The sequence below is a fragment of the Azomonas agilis genome (genome assembly GCF_007830255.1).
Taxonomy (GTDB): domain Bacteria; phylum Pseudomonadota; class Gammaproteobacteria; order Pseudomonadales; family Pseudomonadaceae; genus Azomonas; species Azomonas agilis.
Genome location: NZ_VLKG01000002.1, coordinates 297,558 through 322,067 on the forward strand (window position 1 = coordinate 297,558; position 24,510 = coordinate 322,067).

The following is a 24,510-nucleotide window of genomic DNA, read 5'->3' on the forward strand; positions in this document are numbered from 1 at the left end:
TCATGAGTGATCAACAGGATGTACGTCTGGCCCTTGGCGACAGTGCTGCGCGCCAGTTAGCCAATGCCACTAAGACCGTACCTCAGCTTTCCACCATCAGCCCCCGCTGGTTGGTGCACCTGCTGCAATGGACGCCGGTAGAGGCGGGTATTTTTCGTCTGAACAAGGTGAAAAACCCGCTCAACGTTCAAGTCGCCTGTTCTCAGCGCGACGAGGCCGTATTACCGCAAACCTTTGTGGATTATGAAGATCAACCTCGTGAATATTTCCTGAATGCGGTTACCACCATTCTGGATGTGCACACCCGTGTTTCCGATCTGTACAGCAGCCCGCACGACCAAATCCGTGAGCAACTGCGCCTGACCATCGAAACCATCAAAGAGCGTCAGGAAAACGAGCTGATCAACAACCCCGAATACGGTTTGTTGGCCAGTGTCGATCCGGCTCAGCGTATTTCCACCCTGACCGGTGCGCCTACCCCTGATGATCTGGATGAGTTGATCACCAAGGTGTGGAAAGAGCCCGCTTTCTTCCTCGCCCATCCGCTGGCTATTGCGGCCTTTGGTCGTGAGTGCACCCGCCGTGGTGTGCCGCCACCCACCGTCAGCCTGTTTGGTTCCCAGTTCCTGACCTGGCGCGGTCTGCCTTTGATTCCGTCGGACAAGGTACCGGTAGATGAGGAAGGCAAAACCAAGATTCTGCTGCTGCGTGTGGGCGATCAGCGTCAGGGCGTAATCGGTCTGTATCAGCCCGGTGTGGCCGGTGAGCAAAGTCCGGGGCTGTCGGTGCGCTTCATGGGCATCAACCGCAACGCCATCGCCTCCTACCTGATTTCTCTGTACTGCTCGCTGGCGGTACTGACGGAAGATGCGTTGGCCGTGCTCGATGACGTGGAGGTCGGAAAGTACCATGCCTACCCAGACACCTACCAATAATCTGCCCCCTGTGCCCGAAGCACAGGTTCCGGCGGGTTTACCTGACCTTGGCGCGCTGACGCAGCTGGCTAACCAGCTGTTCTCCAGCCTGCCGGGTGGGGGTGGGGTGACGGCGTTGCATGCGCCTTCTATTCCCACCAGCGCGCCGCCGCCCGCTGAGGCAGCAGCGGTGCAGACTCCGCAGGAGTTGCAACCGGCGGGTGTGGCGGATGGCTTGGATTTGGGTACCCCAGCCGCCTATACGGCAGCGATTCCGGTGGTATTCCCCACGGCGGGCGGGCTTGCGCCCTCCGCCAGTGGTGCGCCTATTCCGGGCAGCCCTACACCCTATTACTTTTTAGGTTCGCCTGAGACTCAGGGCGCTGCGCGGGGAACGGAGGTTCCGGCCGCCAGCCCGCAGCCTTACGCCAGCACTTCGGACGATTTGGCGGCGGTTTTTGAGTCGGTGCTGAAGTCGCCAGAGCCTGCGGCCCGTTCAGAGCGCAGCTCAGCGGCAGCGGCTCCGACAGCTTCCCGCTCCAGCGGTCACGGCTTCTATTTTTTAGAGCCGGGATTGGCGCGGCGGGATAAAGCGCCGGACAGCCGTCACCAACCCTCAGCGCAAAAGCCCTTTGATGTGCAGGCGGTGCGGCGGGATTTTCCGATCCTGTCGGAGCGGGTGAATGGTAAGCCGTTAGTCTGGTTCGATAACGCCGCCACCACGCAAAAGTCGCGTTCGGTGATTGAGCGGGTCAGCTACTTTTACGAGCACGAAAACTCCAACATCCACCGTGCTGCCCATGAGCTGGCGGCCCGTGCCACGGATGCCTACGAAAATGCCCGCAACATTGTGGCGCGTTTTATTGGTGCCTCGGCGCAGGAAATCATCTTCGTGCGTGGCACCACGGAAGGCATCAACCTGTTGGCCAATACCTTCGGCCAGCAGGAGATCGGTGAGGGTGACGAGATCATCGTTTCCCATTTGGAGCACCACGCCAACATTGTGCCTTGGCAGTTACTGGCCAAGCGCAAAGGCGCCAAGCTGCGGGTAATTCCCGTGGATGACAGCGGGCAAATCCGTCTGGACGAGCTTGCCAAACTGCTTAATCCGCGTACCAAGCTGGTATCCATCACCCAGGTTTCCAACGCGCTGGGCACGGTCACGCCGGTGGCGGAGGTGATTGCGCTGGCCCACGCGGCGGGCGTTAAGGTGCTGGTGGATGGGGCGCAATCTATTGCCCACATTAAGGTCGATGTGCGGGCCTTGGATGCGGACTTCTTTGTGTTCTCAGGACACAAGATTTTCGGTCCTACCGGTATTGGTGTGGTGTACGGCAAGAAGGCACTGCTGGATCAGCTACCGCCGTGGCAGGGTGGCGGCAATATGATCGCGGACGTGACCTTCGAGCACACGGTATTCCAAGAGGCTCCGGCGCGTTTTGAGGCCGGTACCGGCAATATCGCCGATGCCGTGGGTTTGGGTGCGGCACTGGAGTACGTGGAACGGGTCGGGCTGGATAACATTGCCCGTTACGAGCACGACCTGTTGGAGTACGCCACTCATGGTCTGTCCCGCATTCCCGGCTTACGCCTGATTGGCACGGCGGCTCACAAGGCTAGCGTGGCGTCCTTTGTCTTGGAAGGCTACCGCACCGAAGAGGTGGGCGCGGCGTTGAACAAGGAAGGTATTGCAGTGCGCTCCGGTCATCATTGCGCGCAGCCGATTTTGCGGCGTTTTGGGGTTGAGGCCACGGTGCGGCCGTCCTTTGCCTTTTACAACACGCTGGATGAAATCGATTTGCTGGTGCGCACGGTGCGCAAACTAGCTAAGCGTTAAGGTTGCTCGTGTGAAGGAAACGAATCCCCGGTGGCTCCGTAGCGACCGGGGATTTTTTATCCTTGGAGTTTCTCAGCGGCGAATATAGCCCCAACGGTTGTCCCGATCCCGATCCCGATCCCGATCCCGATCCCGATCCCGATCCCGATCCCGATCCCGATCCCGATCCCAGTGATGGTTGCGTTGGTGTTCGTAGTGGTGGCGGTAAGCTTCTTTATGTTTCCAATAGGCGCGTGGAGGCTCAGCGCGGTGGTAATGATGATGGTGGTCGTAACGCTCTTGGTGGCGGTAGTAACTTGGGCCTCCTCGTTCATAACCACGATGGTCATCATGGGAATAAGCGATGCTTGCGATAGCACAGCTGGCCACAATCAACATCAGCTTAGTGAATAGGCGCATGAAATCAGTCTCCTACGGAACGATCCGTTACTGATTAGGCAGCGAGGCACGCAAAAAGTTGTGGCTGTTATTGCACCGGTAAAAAATTGATAAACAATAGGCTGTGGGCGTAATTAACCCCTATACGCCGGTTTTGTTCTTCCAAAACCTGCACCATCAGATCCAGACGAGCGACGATTTTTCCAAACTCCACGGCAAAGCTTAGGTTACGCCCGTCTTCGGATATTTCGTTGGAGAGCAGCAGCGGTTGCCCTTGAACATCTTTGCGTTGGGACAGCAGCCAAGCTGCCTTCTCCATATTCCGCGCTGCATTGTGTATGTATTGAGCCTCTACCTTGTCGGTTAGGTAGAACTCAGTGCGGCCGCCGTGGGCGGTAATCAGCATAGTGGCAATGGCGTAAATAAAACCGCCGACCCGATCACCGTTAAAGTGGGGGCTTAGCACATAGCTTAAAGCCTGTACTTCTTTGAGCCCTTGCAGTGCGGGTAAGGCTTGGTTGTGTTCAATGGCATGGCGAATCTTTTGTTCTGCAATATCTATATTGGGGTAACCGCTTTTATGCAGTTCGCGCGGATTGCGTTGATAAAGCTTATGCATCAAGCGGTACAGACTATTGAGGTTATCCCGCATGGCCAGCGTGGACATCCGATCGAAAGGGCTCTGAAACACCTCACTAGCCCGAGCAGGGGCTACTTGATGGGTAACTGGCGCTGTAGTTCCACCACAGGCACAGAGCGTTAGGCTAAGTCCAGCGATCAGGTTTATAGAAATACAACGCGCACAGTGTTGCCAGACTTGTGATGTGGTCAAAGGAAAGGGCTCCTTGCCATGCTCAGAGAACTCCAAGGAAAAAGAAGCCCTATATATTAAGGGCTTTAAGAGAAAATGACGATTTATGTGGGAGTATTAGCGAACTGAAAGGTTCAATTTAAATCGTTAGTCTAAAAATGTTATTGATTGCTCAATTCGGTATGAGCTTTTTGGCGATGAAATATATAAGAGCCGTAGGCAATAAAAATATAACCCAGTAACTCCAAGCCTTCTTGTAAGGCTGCTTTATAGTCGTAAGAGTATTCAGCGATCATAATATGCTTCCAGATCATACGGCCACTTCCGAAAATACGGCTGAATACTAAAACGATGAGTACTCCAAAAATAATATGGTAGTAAGCCTTGGTATCAATAAAATAAGCCATAGGTCTTAATACGGATTTTTTACCCAAGGTACTGGCATATAAGATACAAACCGTGGATAAAAGCATTGCCGGCCAGAACCAAAAGCCGTGATACACATAGTCAAATAAGCCATCCTGCTCGCGAATCAGCATACAGCTGAAAAAGCCAGCGACTAGCACGCAAAACCCTCGATATTCTGGGAATTTCCAGGCGTGAAGCCAGAAAATAAAGGAGCTAGCGAAGAGTAGTAGGGTTTGACTGACTTGAGTTACTGATAATTCTCCTACCGTTTTTAAATTCAACATATCAAATAAAACAGCGGCAGGTACAAAGGTTACCAATAAAGCTAGAGTTATAAACTCGCTTATGGCTTTAGTTATAATTGATTTAGGTTTCGACAGCATAATAGTTTAATTCCAGTTATTGAGTTAGTGCATTGGTGTAATTGGTTGAGTGTTTGATGCCTCCTGAAGAGTTAGTGTGAAATTAAAAATATATAAAATGCTGATAAATAAATTTTCTCAGCTGCTTAATGTTTATTTTTATTGGTTTGACAGTATTAGATAGGGTTGAGCTGGAGTAGTTGCCGAGTTATGTGTGCAACCTACAGGGTTATAGTAAAGGGGTTAAGGGCGGCTCAGCCATTGACTGATTGTTTGATGAATGGGCCGCCCTTAATCTTAACCTTCCAGCTTTTGCTTCAGCAGCTCGTTGACTTGGCCGGGGTTGGCCTTGCCTTTAGAGGCTTTCATGGCTTGGCCGACGAAGAAGCCGAACATCTTGGCCCGCTTGGCTTCGTCGCTGGCACGGTACTGCTCCACTTGCGCGGCATTGGCAGCCAGTACTTCGTCCAGCATGGACTCAATGGCGCCCGAGTCGGTGACTTGCTTCAAGCCTTCCTTCTCAATCACCTCATCAGCGGTGGCGCCTTTGCCGGCGGCCAACGCTTCAAACACGGTCTTGGCGATCTTGCCGGAGATGGTGTTGTCCTTGATGCGCAGAATCAGGCCGCCCAGTTGCTCAGCAGAAACGAGGGATTGCTCGATCTCCAGCCCATCCTTGTTTAGCAGGCTAGACAGCTCGCCCATCACCCAGTTGGCGGCCAATTTGGCATCGCCACAGGCTTGCTGTACTTGCTCGAAGTATTCGGCCATTTCCCGGCTGGCAGAAAGCACGCTGGCATCGTAAACGGACAAACCAAACTGGCTTTGGAAACGGTCGCGTTTTTGCGTTGGTAGCTCGGGCAAGCTTTGACGCACGGCGTCGAGGAAATCTTCCTCTAAACGCACTGGCAGCAGATCGGGGCAGGGGAAGTAACGGTAGTCGTTGGCTTCCTCTTTACCGCGCATGGAGCGGGTTTCGTCCTTGCTCGGATCGTAGAGGCGGGTTTCCTGCACCACTTTGCCGCCGTCTTCGATCAGGTCGATTTGGCGCTGAATCTCGTGGTTGATGGCCTTTTCGATGAAACGGAAGGAGTTAACGTTCTTAATCTCCGCCCGCGTACCGAAAGCCTCTTGGCCTTTAGGGCGCACCGAAACGTTGCAGTCGCAGCGCAGCGAGCCTTCGGCCATGTTGCCGTCGCAAATGCCCAAATAACGCACCAGAGCGTGAATGGCTTTCACATAAGCCACGGCTTCTTTGGCGCTGCGCATGTCGGGCTCGGAGACGATTTCCAGCAGCGGCGTTCCGGCACGGTTGAGGTCGATACCGGACATGCCGTGGAAGTCTTCGTGCAGACTTTTGCCTGCATCCTCTTCCAAGTGGGCGCGGGTGATGCCAACGCGCTTGATGGTGCCGTCTTCGAGGCTGATGTCCAGATGGCCTTTGCCCACCACTGGATGATCCATCTGGCTGGTTTGGTAGCCTTTGGGCAGGTCGGGGTAGAAGTAGTTTTTGCGCGCGAAGACGTTGGTGCGGCCAATTTCGGCCTCAATGGCCAGACCGAACTTCACCGCCATGCGCACGGCTTCTTGGTTCAGCACCGGCAGGGTGCCGGGCATGGCCAAATCGACCAAGCTGGCTTGGGTGTTGGGTTCAGCACCAAAGGTGGTGGCACTGCCGGAAAAAATCTTCGACTGGGTGCTGAGTTGGGCATGGATTTCCAGCCCGATCACGGTTTCCCATTGCATCTGTGTATTCCTCAGAATCCGCTCGGGGCTTGGGTGTGCCAGTCAGTCACCTGCTGGTATTGGTGGGCAACGTTGAGCAGGCGACCTTCTTGGAAGTAGGGTGCCAACAATTGCACACCGACCGGCAAGCCATCGACAAAGCCCGCAGGCATGGACAGGCCCGGAATGCCAGCCAAGTTGGCGGTGATGGTGTAGATGTCTTCCAAATAGGCCGCGACCGGATCGCTGCTTTTCTCGCCCAGTTTCCACGCGGGGTTTGGCGTGGTCGGGCCGAGGATGACGTCCACTTCGTTGAAGGCGCTGACGAAGTCATTTTTGATCAGGCGGCGGATTTTCTGCGCCTTGATGTAGTAGGCATCGTAGTAGCCTGCCGACAGGGCATAGGTGCCGACCATAATTCGGCGTTTAACTTCCGCACCAAAACCTTCCGCCCGCGAGCGCTTGTACAGGTCTTCAAGGTTCACAGGGCTGTCGCAACGGTGGCCATAACGCACACCATCAAAGCGCGACAGGTTGGAGCTGGCCTCGGCGGGGGCGATCACATAGTAAGCGGGAATGGCGTGTTGCAGATTGGGCAGGCTGATGTCTTTGACGGTCGCACCGAGTTTTTTCAACTCTTCTACGACGGCCAAGATGGCAGCACCGATGCGGCTGTCCAGTCCGGCCCCGAAGTACTCTTTGGGCAGACCGACGCGCAAACCGCTGAGTGGCTGATTCAGGCTGGCCAGATAATCATCGACGGGCTGATCGACGCTGGTGGAGTCTTTGGGATCGAATCCCGCCATGCTGCCCAATAACAGGGCACAGTCTTCGGCGGTGCGCGCCAGTGGGCCACCTTGGTCAAGACTGGAGGCGTAGGCAATCATGCCCCAACGCGAGACGCGGCCATAGGTGGGCTTGAGGCCAGTCAGGTTGGTCAGAGCCGCCGGTTGGCGAATAGAGCCGCCAGTATCACTGCCCGTTGCGGCCGGAATTAAGCGTGCGGCAATGGCGGCGGCTGAGCCACCGGAGGAACCACCGGGAACGCGGGTTAAATCCCAAGGGTTTTTCACTGGGCCGTAGTGGCTGGATTCGTTGGCCGAGCCCATGGCGAACTCGTCCATGTTCAGTTTGCCGAGGCTCACACAGCCCACAGCGGCCAGTTTTTCTACCACGGTGGCGTTATAGGGCGCGATGAAGTTATCCAGCATCTTAGAGGCGCAAGAAGTGCGCACACCCTGGGTGCAGAACAAATCTTTGTGGGCGATGGGTGCGCCTAAAAGCGCCCCAGTTTCACCGGCAGCACGGCGCGCATCGGCGGCTTTGGCTTGGGCCAGTGCTTGCGCTTCAGTAACGGTGATAAAGCTATTCAGCTGTGGGTCGAGTTGCTGAATGCGACCCAGCAGGCTGCGGGTCAGCTCTTCAGCAGAAAAGGTTTTTTCCGCAAGGGCGCGGGCGATGTCGCTCAGAGTCAGGTTGTGCATGCTCATTCTTACTCAATCACCTTGGGCACCAAATAGAGGCCGTTTTCCACTGCTGGAGCAATAGCTTGATAGGCGGCGCGCTGATTGGTTTCCGTTACGGCATCGGCGCGTAAACGTTGTACGGCTTCCAGCGGATGGGCCAAGGGCTCAATGCCGTCGGTATTCACGGCCTGCATCTGATCGATCAGACCCAAAATGGAATTCAGGGTGGCGGTAGTGTGGGGCAGTTCAGCCTCATCCAGACCCAAGCGGGCCAGATGGGCGATCTTCTCCACTTCGGAGCGTTCAAGCGCCATGAAAATGCTCTCCGTAGGGGCGTGGAATAGGAACGAAAATAAGCTGCTACTTTATTGTGCGTGATTATGGGGGAAAAGCTCAAAGTCTGTGCAGGCTTAAGTGATCTTTAGACAGCCAATTGAGTGAGGCAAAAGCGCTGTGTGGGCTGTATAGGGCGCTCGTTCGGTATTTGTAAGGAATTTAAGAGGTCTCTAAACAAATTGGCATTGTCATTGCTTGATCTATATCAAGAGTTAAGACAGGCTTTAGCAATATTGAAGCAGGTATTACTCAACTGAAGCTGCTTCGACGTTTGTTCTGTTGCGCTTTATGAGTAAAAAGCTTGAATTTGATTGATCAAGATTACTTGACTTAACAATTTCACATTGACGTTTTAAGTTAGATGGTATGGAGATGTTTATGAAACGCAGCGCTCGCTTGTTGACCTTAGTAGTTTTGGCCGCTTCTTTACACGGTTGCTCTCTGTGGTATTTCGACCACGATTACGATGCCGCCCAACACTCTGCCCAGTTGACTGAAAAAGCGACTAAAGAGCGTACTTTAGCGGCGCTGTAAAACCGGGGAAGCCTCGTGCGACGGGTGCGAGGCAGGTATCCCCCAATTGTGTGAAATGCTCGTATCTAATTCGTCCCTTCTGCTGTTTTGCTCCGCATGTTGAACTCAGGGCTGTTTAGTGAGTCCCACTAAGCTAGGCTGAGTTATTCTGTAGTGAGTCGTTGCTATTTATCTGTGTTGAGTGTTTGGTTACTCGCGCTAAAAGAGATAGCATTGATACCCTTTAGCTAGCCCTATACTCTAGTGAATGTACCTTGCCCAATGGCAGTGCCGTTGTTAGAGTTTCCCGCAATTTTTCTACGCTTTTGCCTCAGGCCTTTTTCATGTTCAAAAAACTGCGTGGCATGTTTTCCAGTGATTTATCCATTGATCTGGGGACGGCCAATACCCTTATATATGTCCGTGATCGGGGCATCGTTCTGGATGAGCCTTCAGTGGTTGCCATTCGAACCCACGGCAACCAGAAAACGGTGGTTGCGGTAGGTACTGAGGCTAAACGGATGCTGGGAAAAACCCCCAGTAACATCAATGCCATCCGCCCGATGAAGGACGGTGTGATCGCTGACTTCAGTGTCTGCGAAAAAATGTTGCAATACTTCATTAATAAGGTGCACGAGAACAGCTTCTTACAGCCTAGCCCTCGGGTGCTGATCTGTGTTCCCTGCAAATCCACTCAGGTGGAGCGCCGTGCGATCCGTGAGTCTGCTTTAGGCGCTGGTGCCCGTGAAGTCTTTTTGATCGAAGAGCCCATGGCTGCGGCTATTGGTGCAGGTCTTCCGGTTGAAGAGGCTCGCGGTTCCATGGTGGTGGACATCGGCGGTGGTACTACCGAGATTGCCCTGATTTCCCTGAACGGCGTGGTATATGCCGAGTCCGTGCGCGTGGGTGGTGATCGTTTCGATGAGGCTATCGTCACCTATGTACGCCGTAACTACGGCAGCTTGATCGGTGAGGCCACCGCCGAGCGTATCAAGCACGAAATTGGTACCGCTTATCCCAGTGAAGAACTGCGCGAAATAGACGTGCGGGGCCGTAACTTGGCGGAGGGCGTTCCGCGCAGCTTTACCCTGAACTCTGCTGAAGTGTTGGAGGCTTTACAGGAATCCTTAGCCAGCATCGTACAGGCGGTACACAGTGCCTTAGAGCAATCACCGCCTGAACTGGCATCGGATATTGCGGAGCGGGGCTTGGTGCTGACCGGCGGTGGGGCTTTACTGCGGGATATTGATAAGCTGTTATCCCAAGAAACCGGTTTACCCGTTATCGTGGCTGAAAATCCTCTGACCTGCGTAGCGCGGGGCGGTGGTCGTGCCCTTGAGATGATGGACGGCCATGCGATGGACTTACTCTCTACTGAATAAAACCTGAGCCTGTGCAACCTGCCGGTATGGAGAGACCACCATCAAACTGCTATTTGCCAAAGGGCCTTCTTTGGGGGTGCGTCTTTTAGTTTTTACGGGACTGTCAATCAGTTTGATGGTCACGGATGCTCGCCTTGATACGCTAAAGCCTTTACGGGCCCAAATGAGTTTAATTGTAGCGCCTCTGTACTGGTTGGCCGGAGTACCGGGGCGCGCTTGGGATGCGGCTACTGAGCAATTTAGTAGTCGCAGCGAGTTGCTGGCGGAAAATGAAAAGCTCAAAGCTGAAATGCTGTTGCTGCAACGCCGTTTGCAGAAACTCGCTGCCTTGACCGAGCAAAATGTGCGCCTACGCGAACTCTTGAACTCTGCGGCCTTAGTGGATGACAAGGTATTAGTCGCTGAGTTAATCGGCGTTGATCCCAATCCTTACACGCACCGCCTAGTGATCGACAAAGGTGAGCAAGACGGTGTTTTTCTCGGGCAGCCGGTATTGGATGCACGGGGTTTAATGGGGCAGGTGGTTGAGGTGATGCCCTATACCGCTCGTGTACTGTTGCTGACGGATACAACCCACAGTATTCCCGTGCAGGTCAATCGGAACGGTTTGCGGGCTATTGCCAGCGGTACAGGTTATCCCGACCGTTTAGAGCTGCGCTATGTGGCTGATACCGCCGACATCCGAGAGGGTGATTTACTGGTGAGCTCTGGATTAGGCCAGCGTTTTCCGGCGGGTTATCCCGTGGCTACAGTGACAGAAGTCATTCGCGATACAGGGCAGCCTTTTGCGGTGGTACGTGCTATACCAACGGCTGCTTTAAACCGTAGTCGCTACCTATTACTGGTCTTTTCTGATCGCAGAACGCCAGAAGAGCGCGCAACGGATTCTGCTTTAGCACAAAAGCATGTAGATCATCAGCAAACGGCGGCACCCGTTACAGAGGTTAAGCCCTCCACTGAGAAAAAAACCGAACCTCGGCGGAAGCCCGTGGAATGACAATACATAAAAGAAGTAATACCGAGCTGATTTGGCTGTCTTTATTTTTGGGATTGATCCTAAGTGTTATTCCTATGCCCGCGTTTTTAGAGCTAGGACGACCTTTGTGGCTGGCTCTATTGCTGAGTTATTGGACGCTCTATTTACCCCATCGCGTTGGCATGACCAGTGCCTGGTTGTGTGGATTAGCGTTGGACGTATTGCAAGGAAGTGTGCTTGGGCAGAATGCTTTAGTGCTGGTATTGGTGAGTTTCTTAGTGCAACTATTACAGCAACGGCTCCGGGTATTTCCGATTTGGCAGCAGTGTTTGGTGTTGCTGGTTGTTTTAGGTTTAGCTCAGTTGGTGCAGCTTTGGTTGTACGTATTAGCTGGGAATCATCCACCCCCGATCTTGATTTATTTATTGCCTGTGCTGGTTAGCGCCTTGCTTTGGCCATGGCTGTTTGCCATCTTACGAGGCGTGCGTATTTACGGGCGAGTTACCTGATTGATAACCGGGCTGATCCTGCAATGGGTGAGGCTCATTAGGGAAGTATTTATGCTAGGGCTGTATCTTGCATCAACCTCGCCACGTCGTGCTGAGTTGCTGCGGCAAATCGGAGTGGAGTTTCAGCCGCTGGCCGTTTCTGTTGATGAGTCGGTTAAGCCGGGAGAGCCGCCAGAGGTTTATGTGGAGCGTTTAGCCCGGGCGAAAGCTCAAGCCGCTCAGCCGATGTTGACTGAGCTTATGCCTTACGCTCTTGGTGCGGATACCACCGTAGTATTAGAGGGGCAGATTTTAGGTAAGCCTAATGATCGAGAGCACGGCCTTGATATGTTGCGCGCCTTATCAGGGCGGACACATCGGGTATTAACGGCGATTGCCCTGAGCAGTCAGCAGCAGTGTTTGTCGCAGTGGGTTGCTACAGAAGTCACCTTTCGCCGTCTATCCGAGGCGGAAATTATGGCGTATTGGAATACAGGCGAGCCCCGTGATAAAGCGGGTGCTTATGGTATACAAGGATTGGGTGCGGTCTTCGTGCAGCATATTCAAGGCAGTTATTCTGCGGTAGTGGGATTACCCCTGTGTGAAACAGCCCAATTACTCAATAGCCTCGGTATTCCCTGTTGGGAAAAAGCAACCTACTGATGTGGCATTGGCTTTATAAACAGAATAAGCGTTGAGATTGGGCAATGAGTGAAGAAATCCTAATTAATATTACTCCAATGGAATCACGGGTTGCCTTGGTGGAAAACGGCGTACTGCAAGAGTTGTACGTTGAGCGAACTCAAAAGCGCGGCATTGTTGGCAATATTTATAAAGGTAAGGTGGTACGCGTATTACCGGGTATGCAGGCTGCCTTTGTGGATATCGGTTTGGATCGAGCGGCCTTTATCCACGCCTCAGAAATTTCAACCCGTGAAGGGGCTGCGGTTGAACCGATTAGTGCGCTGGTACATGAAGGACAAGCCCTTGTGGTGCAGGTTACTAAAGACCCCATCGCCAAAAAAGGCGCACGTTTAACCACCCATTTATCTATTCCTTCACGTTATTTGGTGTATATGCCCAATACCAGCCATGTTGGGATCTCACTCAAGATTGAAGATGAAGAGGAGCGCGAGCGCCTTAAGCAAATTGTGGCCAATGCCATGAGTGTGGAAGGTATCGTAACGGGAGGTTTCATCTTACGCACGGCAGCGGAAGGGGTGCGCGCGGAAGAGATTTTAGCCGATGTACGTTATCTCAGCCGTTTATGGGAGCAAATTGCGGGGCAAATGAATACGGCTCCGGCTCCTTCCGTCATTTACGAAGATTTAGTGCTGGCCTTACGCACCCTACGCGATCTGGTATCGCTGCGTACTGAAAAAATACGCATTGATTCGCGAGAAAGCTTTGTGCGGGCCAGCCAGTTTGTATCTGAGTTAATGCCGGAGTTGATTGATCATCTGGAACATTATCCGGGTGAGCGTCCTGTATTTGATCTGTATGGTGTAGAGGATGAAATTCAAAAAGCTTTAGAGCGCAAGGTAGCGCTTAAATCAGGCGGCTACCTCATTCTCGATCCTGCCGAGGCGATGACCACCATTGATGTGAACACTGGAGCTTTTGTTGGGCATCGTACGCTGGAAGAAACCATCTTCAAGACCAACTTAGAAGCTGCTACAGCCATCGCTCGACAACTACGATTACGTAACATTGGCGGCATTATCATCATTGATTTTATTGACATGCAGGATGAGGAACATCGCCGCCAAGTATTGCGCACCTTAGAAAAGCAACTAGAACGAGACCATGCCAAAACCAACATCATCGGAATTACCGAGTTAGGCTTGGTGCAAATGACCCGCAAGCGAACTCGGGAGAGCCTTGAGCAAATCCTGTGTGAGTCCTGCCCTAGTTGCCAGGGGCGCGGTAAGCTGAAAACCCCGGAAACTGTCTGCTACGAAATATTTCGGGAGATTTTGCGTGAAGCGCGAGCCTATCAGGCCGAAGGATATTTAGTGTTGGCGAATCAGAAAGTCGTGGATCGTTTATTGGACGAAGAGTCGGGGAATGTCGCTGATTTGGAGAGTTTTATTGGTCGTCCTATCCGCTTTCAGGTAGAAATTAACTATTCTCAGGAACAATATGACGTGGTACTGCTCTGAGCGTGGCAGAACATAAAGATAGCCCCGGACTGTATCGGAGCCCGTGCGGATGATGAATTACTCCAGAGGACTGCCGCGCGGTGTGCTGTGGGCTCTGTCTATTGTATTGATTGTGCTGGCGTTGCTGATCAGTTTAGGGCGGCAGCTATTTCCTATTATTGCTGAGTACCGTGAAGACATTGCAGTACAGGTGCAGTCGGTCTTAGGCGTACCTGTTTATATTGGACAGTTGGAAGGTTCTTGGGTTGGTTTTTTACCGCGTTTGGTCGCTCAAGAGGTACGCCTTGGCACTGAAGGCCAAGAGCTGCGCTTGGGAGAGGTAGAGGCTACTTTAGACATCATCGCTAGCCTCAAGGCGCGGAAACTGCTACTTGGACAAGTAAACTTCAGTAAGTTAAAGCTGGGATTGCAAGAGGATGAGCAGGGTGCTTGGTACGTCCAAGGCATGTCACGGGATGCACCACCCACACCTGTGGCGGATGTGCTACGCATACTCCAACACCTTCCTAGCATCAGCCTGCGAGACAGCCAACTGAGCCTCCAAGCTTTTGGGGAGCCTGAGCGTGTTCTGGATCAGATGGAGCTTAGCCTGATGGCTGAGCCTGGGCAGGAAGGGTGGCAGCTTCAAGCCACAGGCCTGGTAGCCGTAGGCCAACCTCTATCTTTAAACGTCACTTTGCATACTACGCCAGATACTTGGCCACAGGCGCGTTTAAAAGCTTATCTCAAGCTGCCTAGTTACGATTGGGCTTCTTGGATACCTAAGCGCTTGACCGGCGCTTGGAAGTTGCAGCATATACAAGCTGGAGCCGAGCTTTGGGTTGAGGGACAGCTACAACAGCAGATGCAGGCAGCTTTGCGTGTGCAGGCTCCCTCCATAGCCGTGAGTTATGCTGAGGGGGCTACCACTGTATTTAAGAATGTGAGCACAACCCTGCACTGGAAGCAGACAGAGGGTCAACAAAATCAAATTTTGCTGGATCAGTTGCGATTGACTCAAGGCACTCAGGTTTGGAAACCGATGCAACTGGGCGCTGAGTCATTTCCTGTGGGTTCAGGACAGCAAGGATGGCGTGTTCAGCTTGATACCTTGGAGGTGAATGCCTTAGCCGGTTTGCTGGAGCAGCTAGTACCGCTGTCTGTAGATCAGCAGCAGTTACTCAAGGATCTGCATCCCAAGGGTTTAGTGCGTCACCTGAATCTGTTGGTGGATCCCTCTCAGCCCGAAGCTAAACACCTACAGTACGCAGCGAATTTGGAGCGAGTGAGCTTTTCCCACCACGGTTGGATACCAGCGGCTGGAAATGTGTCTGGCAGTATTCGTGGGGATGCCGCACAAGGAGCCCTGAGTTTTGATAGCCCAGAATTTAGTCTGCACCTTAGTGAACTCTTTCCACAGGCTTGGCATTATCGACAAGCTAAAGGGCGCTTAGAATGGAAGATTGATGATCAAGCCGTAACCTTGATTGCGCCCCTAATTCAGCTAGAGGGTGAGGAGGGTAAGATTGCGGGTGATTTCCTCATTCGCCTCTACGATGATCCTAAAGCAGAAAGCTATATGGATTTGCGCGTAGGGATGCATGATGGGGATAGCCGTTTTGCCGGGCGTTATTTACCCACCCAGTCGCCTGCTTTATCTAAAGATTTGGTGGATTGGTTAAATACTGCCATCAAGGGTGGGCGTATCCATCAAGGCTACTTTCAATATCAAGGCTCTCTAAACAGCGATAGTCCCGATATTGCTCATACCCTAAGCCTTTACTTTGACCTCTCCGAAATTGACTTGGACTATCAGAAAGGGTGGCCACGCTTGCAGGCGGGGCGCGGCGAGGTTTTTGTGGAGGATAAGGGAACCTTCGTGCGTTTACCCGAAGGGCGCATACTCAACAGCAAGGTGCGAGATGCTACGGCTTGGATCGCTCAGACCTCCGATCAGCCCATCCATTTGATCATTAAAGGTCAAGTACAGGGTCGCGTGGCAGATGCCTTAAGTATTTTGCGCGCCGCCCCTTTAGAGGCTGAGGACATCTTTAATACCTGGCAGGGCGATGGATTGTTAGATGCCCAATTAGACTTGGATATTCCTTTAACAGGCCAAGCAGAGCCTTGGGTGGTAGTGGACTTTTCAACCCAAGGCGCTACCTTGGTCATGGCGCAGCCCAACTTACGCCTAGAACAGCTCTCTGGAAAATTCCGCTACGACAGCAATAAGGGCGTGAGTGCTTCTGCGATGGAGGCAAAAGTTCTGGGAGGGCGCGTCAATGCTCGCTTGATTGAGGCAGGACATGCCGGTGATCCTATCGGGCGCATTGAGGCTTGGGGCGATGTGTCTGCCCAAGAGCTGAGTAAATGGTTGGGGTTAGGGCAAAGTCTTCCGGTACGCGGGCAGTTTCCGTTTCAATTAACGCTGACCTTAGCCGATCAAGACAGCCAACTTCTGATTGACTCCTCCCTAGAAGGGTTGGCCTTGGATTTGCCTGCGCCCTTTGGTAAGACGGCTCGAAGCCGTCGTGATACCAGTCTGCGTATGACCTTACATGGACGTGAGCGCCGTTATTGGGTGCAGTACGCTGATTTAGCTTCTTTGTCTTTTGCGGCACCGCCCGATAGTTTGGATCGTGGGCGGGGCGAGCTGCGTTTGGGCGCAGGCTCAGCGCGCTTACCTCCTACGGCTGGGTTACAGGTTCAGGGGACTTTGGCCACCTTAGATGTGGATGACTGGCAGCGTTGGTTAAAACGTTTTGGCGTGACTGATCAACTGATGCAAGCCTCTAATGCGGCCTCATCAGGTGCAGATCAGAATGTCTTACTCAATAGCGTCACCGTTAAAGTCGGGCGATTTACTGGCTTTGGGATGGATATTGATAATTTAGGGGTAAGCCTGAAGCGCCAGACCCAAGCTTGGCAGTTAGGGGTGAGCAGTGATCAAATTACAGGACAGTTGCTACGGCCTGATGCCAAGGGGCAACCTCTGAACCTGAATGTTCAATATGTTCGCTTACCGGCAACAACAGCTCCCGTCATAACGACCTCCTCTCGTGATCCCTTGGCAGATTTCGACCCTAAAGTTATTCCTGCGGTAGATATTCAGATTCAAGAGGTTTGGCAGGGCCAAGATTCACTGGGGCGTTGGGCGCTAAAATTACGCCCAACTGAACAAGGAGTAAACTTCAATGACGTATCCGTCAACCTTAAAGGCTTAAAGGTTGAGGGGAACGGCGGTTGGAATACAGGGCGTAGCTGGTATCAAGGGCGAGTACAGGGCAAAAATTTAGCCGATGTGCTTAAGGCTTGGGGATTTGCTCCTTCTGCCAGTAGTGAGCACTTTCAGGTAGATATTGATGGTCATTGGCCTGGCTCACCCGCAGCCTTAGAGGCAAAAAATTTTTCTGGGCTCTTCCGGGCTCATCTGCAAAAAGGACAGTTTGCTGAGTTAGATACCCAAGCATTGCGGGTCTTTGGTCTGTTGAACTTTGAGGCCATTGGGCGACGTTTGCGCTTAGATTTTACCGACTTAGTGGGTAAGGGTCTCAGTTACGATGAAGTGAAGGGGCAGCTAACGGCGACTAATGGCGTATATCGAACCAGTCGACCTGTCACCCTGAAAGGGCCGTCTACAGACATTGAGCTAGACGGAATCTTAGATCTGGCCCATGAGCGTATTGATGCCCGTTTGATGGTTACTTTGCCGGTAACGGGTAATTTACCCTTAGCCGCCGTTATTGTGGGAGCACCCGTAGTGGGCGGAGCCGTTTGGGCCGTGGATAAGCTGCTAGGGAATCGAGTTTCTCGGTTAGCCACGGTGCAGTATCGTGTGAAAGGGCCTTGGCTTGAACCAGATATTACCTTTGATAAACCCTTCACCAAGCCACGCTCTTAAGAATGTCCTACTACCCGTTGTCCGCTTGAGGTGTCCGCATGTCTTTAGCCGTCATCCAAATGGTGAGTCAGGATCAGATTAGCGAAAATCTGAATATGGCCCATCGTTTGCTGGAGTCTGCCGCTCAGCAGGGGGCGCAGTTGGCGGTATTGCCAGAAAACTTTGCTGCTATGGGGCATCCGGATCTGCGCGCCTTAGGGCGTGCAGAGGCTATGGGGGCTGGGCCTATTCTGCCTTGGCTATCCCAAACAGCTCGGGATTTAGGGCTTTGGATTGTAGCAGGGACTATACCTTTGCCTCCAGAAGGCCAACCCGATGCTAAGCCCTGTGCCTGCTCGTTGTTGATCGATGCCCAAGGACAGCACGTAGCACGGTATGACAAGCTGCACCTGTTCGATGTTGACGTAGCTGATCGCCAAGGGAGCTATCGTGAGTCCGACAATTACACCCAAGGACAGCAGATTGTTGTAGCCGATACTCCTTTAGGTCGATTGGGGCTAACGGTGTGCTACGACCTGCGCTTTCCACAACAGTATCTTGCTTTACGGCAGGCAGGGGCCGAGTTGATTACTGCACCCTCAGCCTTTACCGCCGTCACCGGAGCTGCACACTGGCATACCTTAATTTGTGCACGGGCCTTGGATAGCCAATGCTATATCTTGGCTCCGGGACAAGCAGGGCTGCATCCCGGTGGTCGTCAAACTTATGGCCATTCCGCTATCGTAGATCCTTGGGGACAGGTACTCTGTGAACATGCACAGGGCGAAGCGGTATTACTGACTCAAGGAAATCCCCTTGAGCAAACAGCCATCCGTCAGCGTATGCCGCTTTTGAACCACAGTCGTTTTGCCGTGCCACGCCTCGCCGGGGCGGACACTCCGGAGTGAATATGACCAATTTGCTGTTACCGGCTGCCGAGCGTTTATTGACGCCAGGCAGCCTGAGTATTGAATCCTTACCTAGCCTGTTGAGCGAGCTGCATACCCCCGGTATTGATGCGGCGGATCTCTACTTTCAAGACCGTGTCAGCGAGTCTTGGGTGTTAGAAGACGGGATTGTGAAGGAAGGCAGTTTCCACTGGGAGCAAGGGGTTGGCGTGCGCGCCCTATCCGGTGAAAAGACCGGCTTTGCCTACAGTAATGCAGTGAACGCACAGGCTTTACGTCAGGCGGCCCAAGCCGCGCGCTCCATTGCCCGCGCTGGACAGCAGGGGCATATGGCTGTGCAAAGCCCCGTGGCTATGCAGCCTTTGTATATACAGGGAAACCCTTTAGATGACCTCACACGGGCTGAAAAAGTCGCCTTGTTGCAACGCATTGATCAGGCCACCCGCGCTCTTGACTCGCGTATTCAGCAAGTGAGCGTCAGTCTGGCCGGGGTTTGGGATCATGTACTGGTGGCGGCTATGGACGGCAGCTTAGCGGCAGACATCCGCCCGCTGGTGCGCTTTAGCGTCAGTGTGATTGTGGAGCAAGGCGGTCGGCGTGAACGAGGCAGTCATGGTGGCGGCGGTCGTACCGGTTATCGTTACTTCCTCGACCAAGATCGGGCAATGGACTATGCCCGCGAAGCCGTGCGTCAGGCTCTGGTGAATTTGGAGGCCATAGCTGCTCCGGCCGGTAGCATGCCCGTGGTGTTAGGCCCGGGTTGGTCGGGCGTATTGCTGCACGAGGCCGTAGGGCATGGACTGGAGGGCGATTTTAACCGTAAAGGCAGTTCAGCCTATAGCGGACGGCTGGGACAGCAGGTGGCCTCTAGTCTGTGTACCATTGTGGACGATGGCACCTTAGCGGATCGGCGCGGTTCTTTGACCGTGGATGATGAGGGGACGACCACTCAATGCACCGTATTGATTGAGAACGGCATCCTAAAAGGCTACATGCAAGACAAGCTGAATGCTCGGCTAATGGGCGTGGCACCTACGGGTAACGGACGGCGCGAATCTTATTCCAGCTTGCCCATGCCGCGGATGACCAATACCTATATGTTGGCCGGTGAGTCCGATCCGCAGGAAATTATCGCCTCGGTGAAAAAGGGGATTTACTGCGCCAGTTTAGGTGGTGGTCAGGTGGACATTACCAGCGGCAAATTTGTGTTCTCTACCAGTGAGGCCTACTTGATTGAGGACGGGAAAATCACCGCGCCCGTTAAAGGCGCAACCCTGATCGGTAATGGCCCTGAGGTGATGACCCGCGTGTCTATGTTGGGTAATGATTTATCTTTAGACAGCGGCGTGGGAACCTGCGGTAAAGATGGCCAATCGGTTCCGGTGGGCGTGGGTCAGCCCACCTTGAAACTGGATGCCATCACCGTTGGAGGAACCGGCAGTTAGCGCAAACCACGCTGAAGCTCATCCAACTCACGGATGTATTTGAATACCTTGCGTGAGGCCGCCGGAGGTTTATTGTGGGCGGCTTCATGTTGGGCTTGGCGAATCAATCCCCGTAAGTGTTGACGCTCGGTTTCAGGATACTGTGTGACAAAGGTTTCAAACACGGCATCGCCTTCAGCGATTAAGCGGTCACGCCAGCGTTCTAAAGCGTGAAAACGTTCGTTGTACTCGCGGCTGGAGGAGTCAAGCTGATTGATCAAGGCCATAATGGCTTCAATGTCTTGATCGCGCATGAGCTTGCCGATGTACTGGATATGGCGTTTGCGCGCAATGTGGGCTTTGTGCTTGGGTGCTTCATCCAAAGCCTTGCGTAGAGGTGGCGACAGAGGCAGTTTGTCTAATAGGTCAGCTTTGAATGTGGTAAGACGTTCACCCAAGTCTTGTAGCGCCAGTAACTCGCGTTTGATTTGGGTTTTGCTTTTTTCGCCAAAGGCATCGTTATCGAAAGAATCAGACATGGGAAGGATCCATCAAAGAATCCGCCCATGATAACAGCAGCCGCAGAAGCCGTGCGCCTCGACGTACCCTGAGCTCTGTACAAGATTGGGAGTAGTTATGACTGAAGTAGCGGGTGTAGGCCCAGCCGATTTAGACGGGCTGCGTGCTAAAGTGCAGCAGATTATTGAGGAAGCCAAACGCCAAGGGGCTACTGCCAGCGAGGTTTCGGTTTCGATGGAGCAAGGGCTTTCAGTCTCGGTGCGCCAACGGGAAGTAGAAACGGTAGAGTTTAATCGTGATCAAGGCTTTGGTATTACTCTGTACTTGGGGCAGCGTAAAGGCTCAGCCAGTACCACCTCTAGCGGTGAGGATGCAATCCGGGAAACCGTAGCCGCTGCCCTTGCCATTGCACGGCATGCGTCAGAAGACAGCTACGCCGGTTTGGCTGAGGCCGAATTAATGGCAAATAATGTCCCAGACTTGGACTTATTCCATCCCTGGGCCATTAATCCCGAGCAGGCCATTGAGCAGGCATTAAGCTGTGAAGCCGCAGCTTTTGACACCGATTCGCGGATTCGTAATGCGGATGGTACTAGCCTAAGTACCCATCAGGGTTGTCGAGCTTACGGCAATAGCCATGGTTTTATCGGAGCCTATGCCAGCACCCGACACAGCCTAAGTTGCGTCATGATTGCTGAGCAAGAAGGCCAGATGCAGCGAGATTACTACTACGATGTCAATCGGCGTGGTGAGGCTTTATTAGATCCTAAATTGATTGGTCAGCGGGCGGCTGAGCGTGCAGTACGTCGTTTAGGCGCTCGCCCAATACCTACCTGTGAAGTCCCTGTACTCTTCGCCCCTGATATAGCGGCTGGCCTGTTGGGGCATCTGTTGAGTGCTATTTCAGGAGGCAATCTGTACCGAAAAGCCTCTTTTTTAGAGGGCTCTTTGGGTCAATCGCTTTTTCCAGACTGGTTTACTTTGGACGAGCATCCCCATCTTTTGGGGGCTCTAGGCAGTGCTGCCTTTGATGGTGATGGGTTGGCGACCTACGCTAAGCCTTTTGTAGAGCAGGGTCGGTTAGTGTCCTATGTGTTAGGTACTTACTCAGGGCGCAAATTGGGTATGCCCAGTACGGCAAACTCAGGGGGTGTACACAATGTGCAAGTGACTCATGGTGACGAAAGCCAAGCTGATCTTATTCGTCGTATGGGACGAGGATTACTGGTCACAGAGTTAATGGGGCAAGGACTAAACTTAGTAACAGGGGACTACTCGCGGGGGGCCGGTGGTTTTTGGGTCGAGCAGGGAGAGATTCAATTTCCGGTACAAGAAATTACCATCGCCGGTAACTTGCGCGATATGTTCCTAAATATCCAAGCCATTGGTAACGACTTGGAAACACGGGGTAATTTAAAAACCGGCTCGGTGTTGATTGAAAAGATGATGGTGGCGGGACAGTAAAAGCCTTGCTAAAACGAGGTTAGGAGGTGTGATATGCAACGTGCTCTAGTGACCGGATGCTTGGTTTTGTTGGGGTTATTAGCTTTGGCTGCATGCCAGAGTGACCTCCAACTCAGCCGAGATTACGATCCTCAGCGAAACTTTGCGGCTTATCACACTTGGGCTTGGCGAGAGCCCGGACTGCAATACAGGCCGGATGATCCTCGGATTAAAAGTGATCTTACCGAGCAGCGGATCAGAGAGGCACTGGGCGAGCAATTGGTTGGGCAGCTCAATTTACAGCCAGTTAAAACCGGTACTAAGCCGGATCTTTGGGTGCAGGTTTGGTTGATTGTCGATGATCGTCAAAACTTAGTGACCACCAATTACGGTGGTTATTGGGGGGGATACTGGCGAAATTATCGGGGTGCTTCAGGTTATACGGAAACCCAAGTCATGGATTACAAAGTAGGTACGATACAGGTGGATTTCTTTGACGGAACAGATGGAAAACTGGTTTGGCGAGGACAAGCTGAGCAGACGTTACGCCGTTTACCACCAAGTATTGAGGAGCGCACCCACGCTATTCATGAGGCCGTTGCTAAAGTATTGTCCCAATATCCTCCTCGTTAAACAGACGAGATTTTATTCCCCTTCCTCAAAATAGTTGTCAATCAGCGCGACCAAGGCCTGTAAGGCTTGGTGTTCATCTTCGCCTTCTGTGCGCAGATGCAGGGCTGTGCCCTGATTGGCAGCCAACATAATCACCGCCATAATATTTTTGCCATTAACCAAGGTATTGGGGCAGCGGCCTACTTGTACGCTGCATTGAAATTGGCTGGCTGTGGTTACAAATTTAGCTGCTGCTCGTGCATGCAACCCTAATTTATTCACAATGATGGTTTGGCAGGTGAGCATGTTCAGCTTAACTCCCGATGACGTACTTGGATGTTTTTTAGGCTCTTTTTCAGGGCCTGACCCAAGCGCTCAGCCAGATAGACTGAGCGATGTTGTCCTCCTGTGCAACCTATAGCCACAGTAACATAAGCTCGGTTGTTGGCTGCAAAGCGAGGTAACCATTTTTCCAGATAGCTGAGGGTATCTTGGTAGAGTTCCTCAACCTCGGGTTGAGCCGTTAAGTAATCAATAACAGGGCGGTCTAAACCAGAGTATTCGCGTAAGTCCAGCCGCCAATAGGGATTGGGTAGGCAACGCACATCAAATACTAAGTCAGCCTCAACGGGAACACCCCGCTTAAATCCAAAGGACTCGATAAGAAAGGCTGTACCTGGCTCGGTACGATTCAATAATCGTAGCCGCAGCATATCCCGTAACTGATGTAAATTCAGTTTCGAGGTATCAATGCGTAAGTCTGCTAAATCCGCCAGTGGCTTGAGTAACAGGGCTTCATCTTGGATGGCCTCAGCTAATGCACGGATCTCGGAGGTGAGGGGATGACGGCGGCGGGTTTCGGAAAAACGCTTAAGCAGCGTCAGCTCATCGGCATCTAAATAAAGCACATCCGTATGAAGGTTGGGATCTTGGCGGATGCCCTGTAGTAGCTCTGGAAAGCGTTCCAGTTGACAGGGTAGGTTACGGGCATCTATGGAAACGGCGAGCGAGGATTTTCCTAAATGCTGGCTGGCTTGCTCTAATAAGCTGGGCAAGAGCCCAGCAGGTAGGTTGTCAATGCAGTAAAAACCATTGTCTTCGAGTACGCCTAAGGCTGTACTCTTGCCGGAGCCGGAGCGACCACTGACAATAATTAGGCGCATGACACATCCTAACGGGTATTTTGAGCGTCAATCACCGTCTGATACAGGCTTTCGTTTGTTGGAGCCTGGCGTAAGCCTAGGCGTACCTCCTCGCGATCCAACATACTGGCAATTTGGCGCAAGAGTTCAAGGTGCTGATCCGTGGCTTCTTGAGGAACCAGCAGCACAAAAAGCAGATCAACCGGTGCTCCATCAATAGCATCGAAGTCTACAGGAGCATCCAACCGTAGCACAGCACTTAAGGGCGCTGTGCAGCCTATGAGGCGACAGTGGGGAATGGCAATACCATTGCCAAACCCCGTTGATCCTAGCTTTTCACGTGCCACTAGACTCTCGAAAATCTCTTGAGCATCAAGGTCAGGCAGATCACTGGCTACAAGCTTTGCGATTTGCTCCAGTACGCGCTTTTTGCTGCCCGCCTGAACGCCGATGAGGGTTCGTTCAGGAGTCAGAATATCTTCGAGTCGAATCATAGTGGGATATTAGTCGTTAGGCACCTTGATGACGGTCGAGCTGCTTTTCTTTATGCTTGATCAACTGGCGATCCAGCTTATCGACCAGGAGGTCGATGGCAGCATACATATCTTCATGCTCGGCGTTGGCTACCAGTTCTCCACCCGCTACATGCAGTGTAGCTTCAGCTTTTTGAGCTAGCTTTTCTACCTGTAGAATGACTTGGGCACTGATGATGCGGTCGAAATGACGCTCCAATCGGCTGAATTTTTCATCAATGTATTGACGTAGAGCGTCGGTTACATCTAGGTGATGGCCGCTGATGTTGACTTGCATACTGCTTCTCCTTATTCAGAGAGCACATTGATGCT

At 52.7% G+C, this 24,510-nt stretch carries 24 protein-coding genes; 13 read left to right on the forward strand and 11 right to left on the reverse strand.

Annotated features, from left to right (window positions below):
• The first annotated feature begins 2 nt into the window (after positions 1-2).
• Both LX59_RS03770 and LX59_RS03775 read left to right on the forward strand, forming a co-directional pair.
• Positions 3-935, forward strand: a complete 933-nt coding sequence (locus tag LX59_RS03770) for a family 2A encapsulin nanocompartment shell protein (RefSeq protein ID WP_144570508.1) — start codon at positions 3-5, stop codon at positions 933-935.
• The gene (locus LX59_RS03775; RefSeq protein ID WP_144570509.1) at positions 910-2,751 is read left to right on the forward strand and encodes a family 2A encapsulin nanocompartment cargo protein cysteine desulfurase; all 1,842 of its coding nucleotides are present in this window, start codon (positions 910-912) and stop codon (positions 2,749-2,751) included. The genes LX59_RS03770 and LX59_RS03775 overlap by 26 nt, the downstream gene beginning before the upstream one ends.
• Before the next feature lie 72 nt (positions 2,752-2,823).
• Here LX59_RS03775 and LX59_RS15690 read toward each other — a convergent pair whose 3' ends face one another.
• The 6 genes from LX59_RS15690 to gatC form a co-directional block, all read right to left on the reverse strand.
• Positions 2,824-3,150, reverse strand: coding sequence for a hypothetical protein (locus LX59_RS15690; RefSeq protein WP_211354813.1), 327 nt, complete (start codon positions 3,148-3,150; stop codon positions 2,824-2,826).
• A 67-nt stretch (positions 3,151-3,217) separates the two neighbouring features.
• On the reverse strand, positions 3,218-3,961 hold the full coding sequence (locus LX59_RS03785) for a hypothetical protein (protein ID WP_425457469.1): 744 nt from the start codon (positions 3,959-3,961) through the stop codon (positions 3,218-3,220).
• 140 nt (positions 3,962-4,101) lie between these two features.
• On the reverse strand, positions 4,102-4,731 hold the full coding sequence (locus LX59_RS03790) for a hypothetical protein (RefSeq protein WP_144570510.1): 630 nt from the start codon (positions 4,729-4,731) through the stop codon (positions 4,102-4,104).
• A gap of 276 nt (positions 4,732-5,007) precedes the next feature.
• A complete protein-coding gene (gatB, locus tag LX59_RS03795; protein WP_144570511.1) occupies positions 5,008-6,456 on the reverse strand; it encodes an Asp-tRNA(Asn)/Glu-tRNA(Gln) amidotransferase subunit GatB in 1,449 nt (482 codons plus the stop codon).
• A gap of 11 nt (positions 6,457-6,467) precedes the next feature.
• Positions 6,468-7,919 carry an Asp-tRNA(Asn)/Glu-tRNA(Gln) amidotransferase subunit GatA gene (gene gatA, locus LX59_RS03800; protein ID WP_144570512.1) on the reverse strand — a complete coding sequence of 484 codons (1,452 nt, stop codon included), beginning with the start codon at positions 7,917-7,919 and terminating at the stop codon, positions 6,468-6,470.
• An 8-nt stretch (positions 7,920-7,927) separates the two neighbouring features.
• The gene (gene gatC, locus LX59_RS03805) at positions 7,928-8,215 is read right to left on the reverse strand and encodes an Asp-tRNA(Asn)/Glu-tRNA(Gln) amidotransferase subunit GatC (protein WP_144570513.1); all 288 of its coding nucleotides are present in this window, start codon (positions 8,213-8,215) and stop codon (positions 7,928-7,930) included.
• A gap of 400 nt (positions 8,216-8,615) precedes the next feature.
• On the opposite strand from gatC, the gene LX59_RS15550 reads away from it, so the two are divergent.
• From LX59_RS15550 to tldD, 9 genes are all read left to right on the forward strand, one after another.
• Positions 8,616-8,771, forward strand: coding sequence for a hypothetical protein (locus LX59_RS15550; RefSeq protein WP_170234329.1), 156 nt, complete (start codon positions 8,616-8,618; stop codon positions 8,769-8,771).
• Positions 8,772-9,094: 323 nt separating this feature from the next.
• The gene (locus LX59_RS03810) at positions 9,095-10,132 is read left to right on the forward strand and encodes a rod shape-determining protein (protein WP_144570514.1); all 1,038 of its coding nucleotides are present in this window, start codon (positions 9,095-9,097) and stop codon (positions 10,130-10,132) included.
• A 76-nt stretch (positions 10,133-10,208) separates the two neighbouring features.
• Positions 10,209-11,129, forward strand: coding sequence for a rod shape-determining protein MreC (mreC, locus tag LX59_RS03815; RefSeq protein ID WP_246118667.1), 921 nt, complete (start codon positions 10,209-10,211; stop codon positions 11,127-11,129).
• The gene (gene mreD / locus LX59_RS03820; protein ID WP_144570516.1) at positions 11,126-11,617 is read left to right on the forward strand and encodes a rod shape-determining protein MreD; all 492 of its coding nucleotides are present in this window, start codon (positions 11,126-11,128) and stop codon (positions 11,615-11,617) included. The genes mreC and mreD overlap by 4 nt, the downstream gene beginning before the upstream one ends.
• A gap of 51 nt (positions 11,618-11,668) precedes the next feature.
• Complete coding sequence (locus tag LX59_RS03825; RefSeq protein ID WP_144570517.1) at positions 11,669-12,259, forward strand: Maf family protein; 591 nt, start codon at positions 11,669-11,671, stop codon at positions 12,257-12,259.
• A 44-nt stretch (positions 12,260-12,303) separates the two neighbouring features.
• Positions 12,304-13,758: a ribonuclease G gene (rng, locus tag LX59_RS03830; RefSeq protein ID WP_144570518.1), complete on the forward strand. Its 1,455-nt coding sequence runs from the start codon at positions 12,304-12,306 to the stop codon at positions 13,756-13,758.
• 49 nt (positions 13,759-13,807) lie between these two features.
• Positions 13,808-17,638 (forward strand): YhdP family protein, encoded by a 3,831-nt coding sequence (locus tag LX59_RS03835; protein ID WP_144570519.1) that lies wholly within the window; start codon positions 13,808-13,810, stop codon positions 17,636-17,638.
• Positions 17,639-17,676: 38 nt separating this feature from the next.
• Positions 17,677-18,525 carry a carbon-nitrogen hydrolase family protein gene (locus LX59_RS03840; RefSeq protein ID WP_144570520.1) on the forward strand — a complete coding sequence of 283 codons (849 nt, stop codon included), beginning with the start codon at positions 17,677-17,679 and terminating at the stop codon, positions 18,523-18,525.
• Between the two features lie 2 nt (positions 18,526-18,527).
• Positions 18,528-19,970, forward strand: coding sequence for a metalloprotease TldD (gene tldD / locus LX59_RS03845; protein WP_144570521.1), 1,443 nt, complete (start codon positions 18,528-18,530; stop codon positions 19,968-19,970).
• On the opposite strand, the gene yjgA is transcribed toward tldD, so the two are convergent.
• Complete coding sequence (yjgA, locus tag LX59_RS03850) at positions 19,967-20,488, reverse strand: ribosome biogenesis factor YjgA (RefSeq protein ID WP_144570522.1); 522 nt, start codon at positions 20,486-20,488, stop codon at positions 19,967-19,969. The genes tldD and yjgA overlap by 4 nt on opposite strands.
• Before the next feature lie 97 nt (positions 20,489-20,585).
• Between yjgA and pmbA the strand changes: the two genes are divergently transcribed.
• Both pmbA and LX59_RS03860 read left to right on the forward strand, forming a co-directional pair.
• On the forward strand, positions 20,586-21,932 hold the full coding sequence (pmbA, locus tag LX59_RS03855; protein ID WP_144570523.1) for a metalloprotease PmbA: 1,347 nt from the start codon (positions 20,586-20,588) through the stop codon (positions 21,930-21,932).
• A gap of 33 nt (positions 21,933-21,965) precedes the next feature.
• On the forward strand, positions 21,966-22,544 hold the full coding sequence (locus tag LX59_RS03860; RefSeq protein ID WP_144570524.1) for a DUF4136 domain-containing protein: 579 nt from the start codon (positions 21,966-21,968) through the stop codon (positions 22,542-22,544).
• Positions 22,545-22,556: 12 nt separating this feature from the next.
• On the opposite strand, the gene LX59_RS03865 is transcribed toward LX59_RS03860, so the two are convergent.
• Genes LX59_RS03865 through hpf form a run of 4 tightly spaced genes read right to left on the reverse strand, consistent with a single transcriptional unit; the run spans position 22,557 to position 24,475 of the window.
• Positions 22,557-22,829, reverse strand: a complete 273-nt coding sequence (locus LX59_RS03865; RefSeq protein ID WP_144570525.1) for an HPr family phosphocarrier protein — start codon at positions 22,827-22,829, stop codon at positions 22,557-22,559.
• 2 nt (positions 22,830-22,831) lie between these two features.
• Positions 22,832-23,686: an RNase adapter RapZ gene (gene rapZ / locus LX59_RS03870; RefSeq protein ID WP_144570526.1), complete on the reverse strand. Its 855-nt coding sequence runs from the start codon at positions 23,684-23,686 to the stop codon at positions 22,832-22,834.
• Between the two features lie 8 nt (positions 23,687-23,694).
• Complete coding sequence (gene ptsN, locus LX59_RS03875) at positions 23,695-24,159, reverse strand: PTS IIA-like nitrogen regulatory protein PtsN (RefSeq protein ID WP_144570527.1); 465 nt, start codon at positions 24,157-24,159, stop codon at positions 23,695-23,697.
• A gap of 16 nt (positions 24,160-24,175) precedes the next feature.
• Positions 24,176-24,475, reverse strand: coding sequence for a ribosome hibernation promoting factor (gene hpf, locus LX59_RS03880; protein ID WP_144570528.1), 300 nt, complete (start codon positions 24,473-24,475; stop codon positions 24,176-24,178).
• Positions 24,476-24,510: the final 35 nt, after the last annotated feature.

Bases quoted from the DNA above. Each gene is read 5' to 3' on its own strand.
- LX59_RS03770 (WP_144570508.1), top strand. From the start codon at position 3: ATGAGTGATCAACAGGATGTACGTCTGGCCCTTGGCGACAGTGCTGCG.
- LX59_RS03775 (WP_144570509.1), top strand. From the start codon at position 910: ATGCCTACCCAGACACCTACCAATAATCTGCCCCCTGTGCCCGAAGCA.
- LX59_RS15690 (WP_211354813.1), bottom strand. From the start codon at position 3,150: ATGCGCCTATTCACTAAGCTGATGTTGATTGTGGCCAGCTGTGCTATC.
- LX59_RS03790 (WP_144570510.1), bottom strand. From the start codon at position 4,731: ATGCTGTCGAAACCTAAATCAATTATAACTAAAGCCATAAGCGAGTTT.
- gatB (WP_144570511.1), bottom strand. From the start codon at position 6,456: ATGCAATGGGAAACCGTGATCGGGCTGGAAATCCATGCCCAACTCAGC.
- gatA (WP_144570512.1), bottom strand. From the start codon at position 7,919: ATGCACAACCTGACTCTGAGCGACATCGCCCGCGCCCTTGCGGAAAAA.
- gatC (WP_144570513.1), bottom strand. From the start codon at position 8,215: ATGGCGCTTGAACGCTCCGAAGTGGAGAAGATCGCCCATCTGGCCCGC.
- LX59_RS15550 (WP_170234329.1), top strand. From the start codon at position 8,616: ATGAAACGCAGCGCTCGCTTGTTGACCTTAGTAGTTTTGGCCGCTTCT.
- LX59_RS03810 (WP_144570514.1), top strand. From the start codon at position 9,095: ATGTTCAAAAAACTGCGTGGCATGTTTTCCAGTGATTTATCCATTGAT.
- mreD (WP_144570516.1), top strand. From the start codon at position 11,126: ATGACAATACATAAAAGAAGTAATACCGAGCTGATTTGGCTGTCTTTA.
- LX59_RS03825 (WP_144570517.1), top strand. From the start codon at position 11,669: ATGCTAGGGCTGTATCTTGCATCAACCTCGCCACGTCGTGCTGAGTTG.
- rng (WP_144570518.1), top strand. From the start codon at position 12,304: ATGAGTGAAGAAATCCTAATTAATATTACTCCAATGGAATCACGGGTT.
- LX59_RS03835 (WP_144570519.1), top strand. From the start codon at position 13,808: ATGATGAATTACTCCAGAGGACTGCCGCGCGGTGTGCTGTGGGCTCTG.
- LX59_RS03840 (WP_144570520.1), top strand. From the start codon at position 17,677: ATGTCTTTAGCCGTCATCCAAATGGTGAGTCAGGATCAGATTAGCGAA.
- tldD (WP_144570521.1), top strand. From the start codon at position 18,528: ATGACCAATTTGCTGTTACCGGCTGCCGAGCGTTTATTGACGCCAGGC.
- yjgA (WP_144570522.1), bottom strand. From the start codon at position 20,488: ATGTCTGATTCTTTCGATAACGATGCCTTTGGCGAAAAAAGCAAAACC.
- pmbA (WP_144570523.1), top strand. From the start codon at position 20,586: ATGACTGAAGTAGCGGGTGTAGGCCCAGCCGATTTAGACGGGCTGCGT.
- LX59_RS03860 (WP_144570524.1), top strand. From the start codon at position 21,966: ATGCAACGTGCTCTAGTGACCGGATGCTTGGTTTTGTTGGGGTTATTA.
- LX59_RS03865 (WP_144570525.1), bottom strand. From the start codon at position 22,829: ATGCTCACCTGCCAAACCATCATTGTGAATAAATTAGGGTTGCATGCA.
- rapZ (WP_144570526.1), bottom strand. From the start codon at position 23,686: ATGCGCCTAATTATTGTCAGTGGTCGCTCCGGCTCCGGCAAGAGTACA.
- ptsN (WP_144570527.1), bottom strand. From the start codon at position 24,159: ATGATTCGACTCGAAGATATTCTGACTCCTGAACGAACCCTCATCGGC.
- hpf (WP_144570528.1), bottom strand. From the start codon at position 24,475: ATGCAAGTCAACATCAGCGGCCATCACCTAGATGTAACCGACGCTCTA.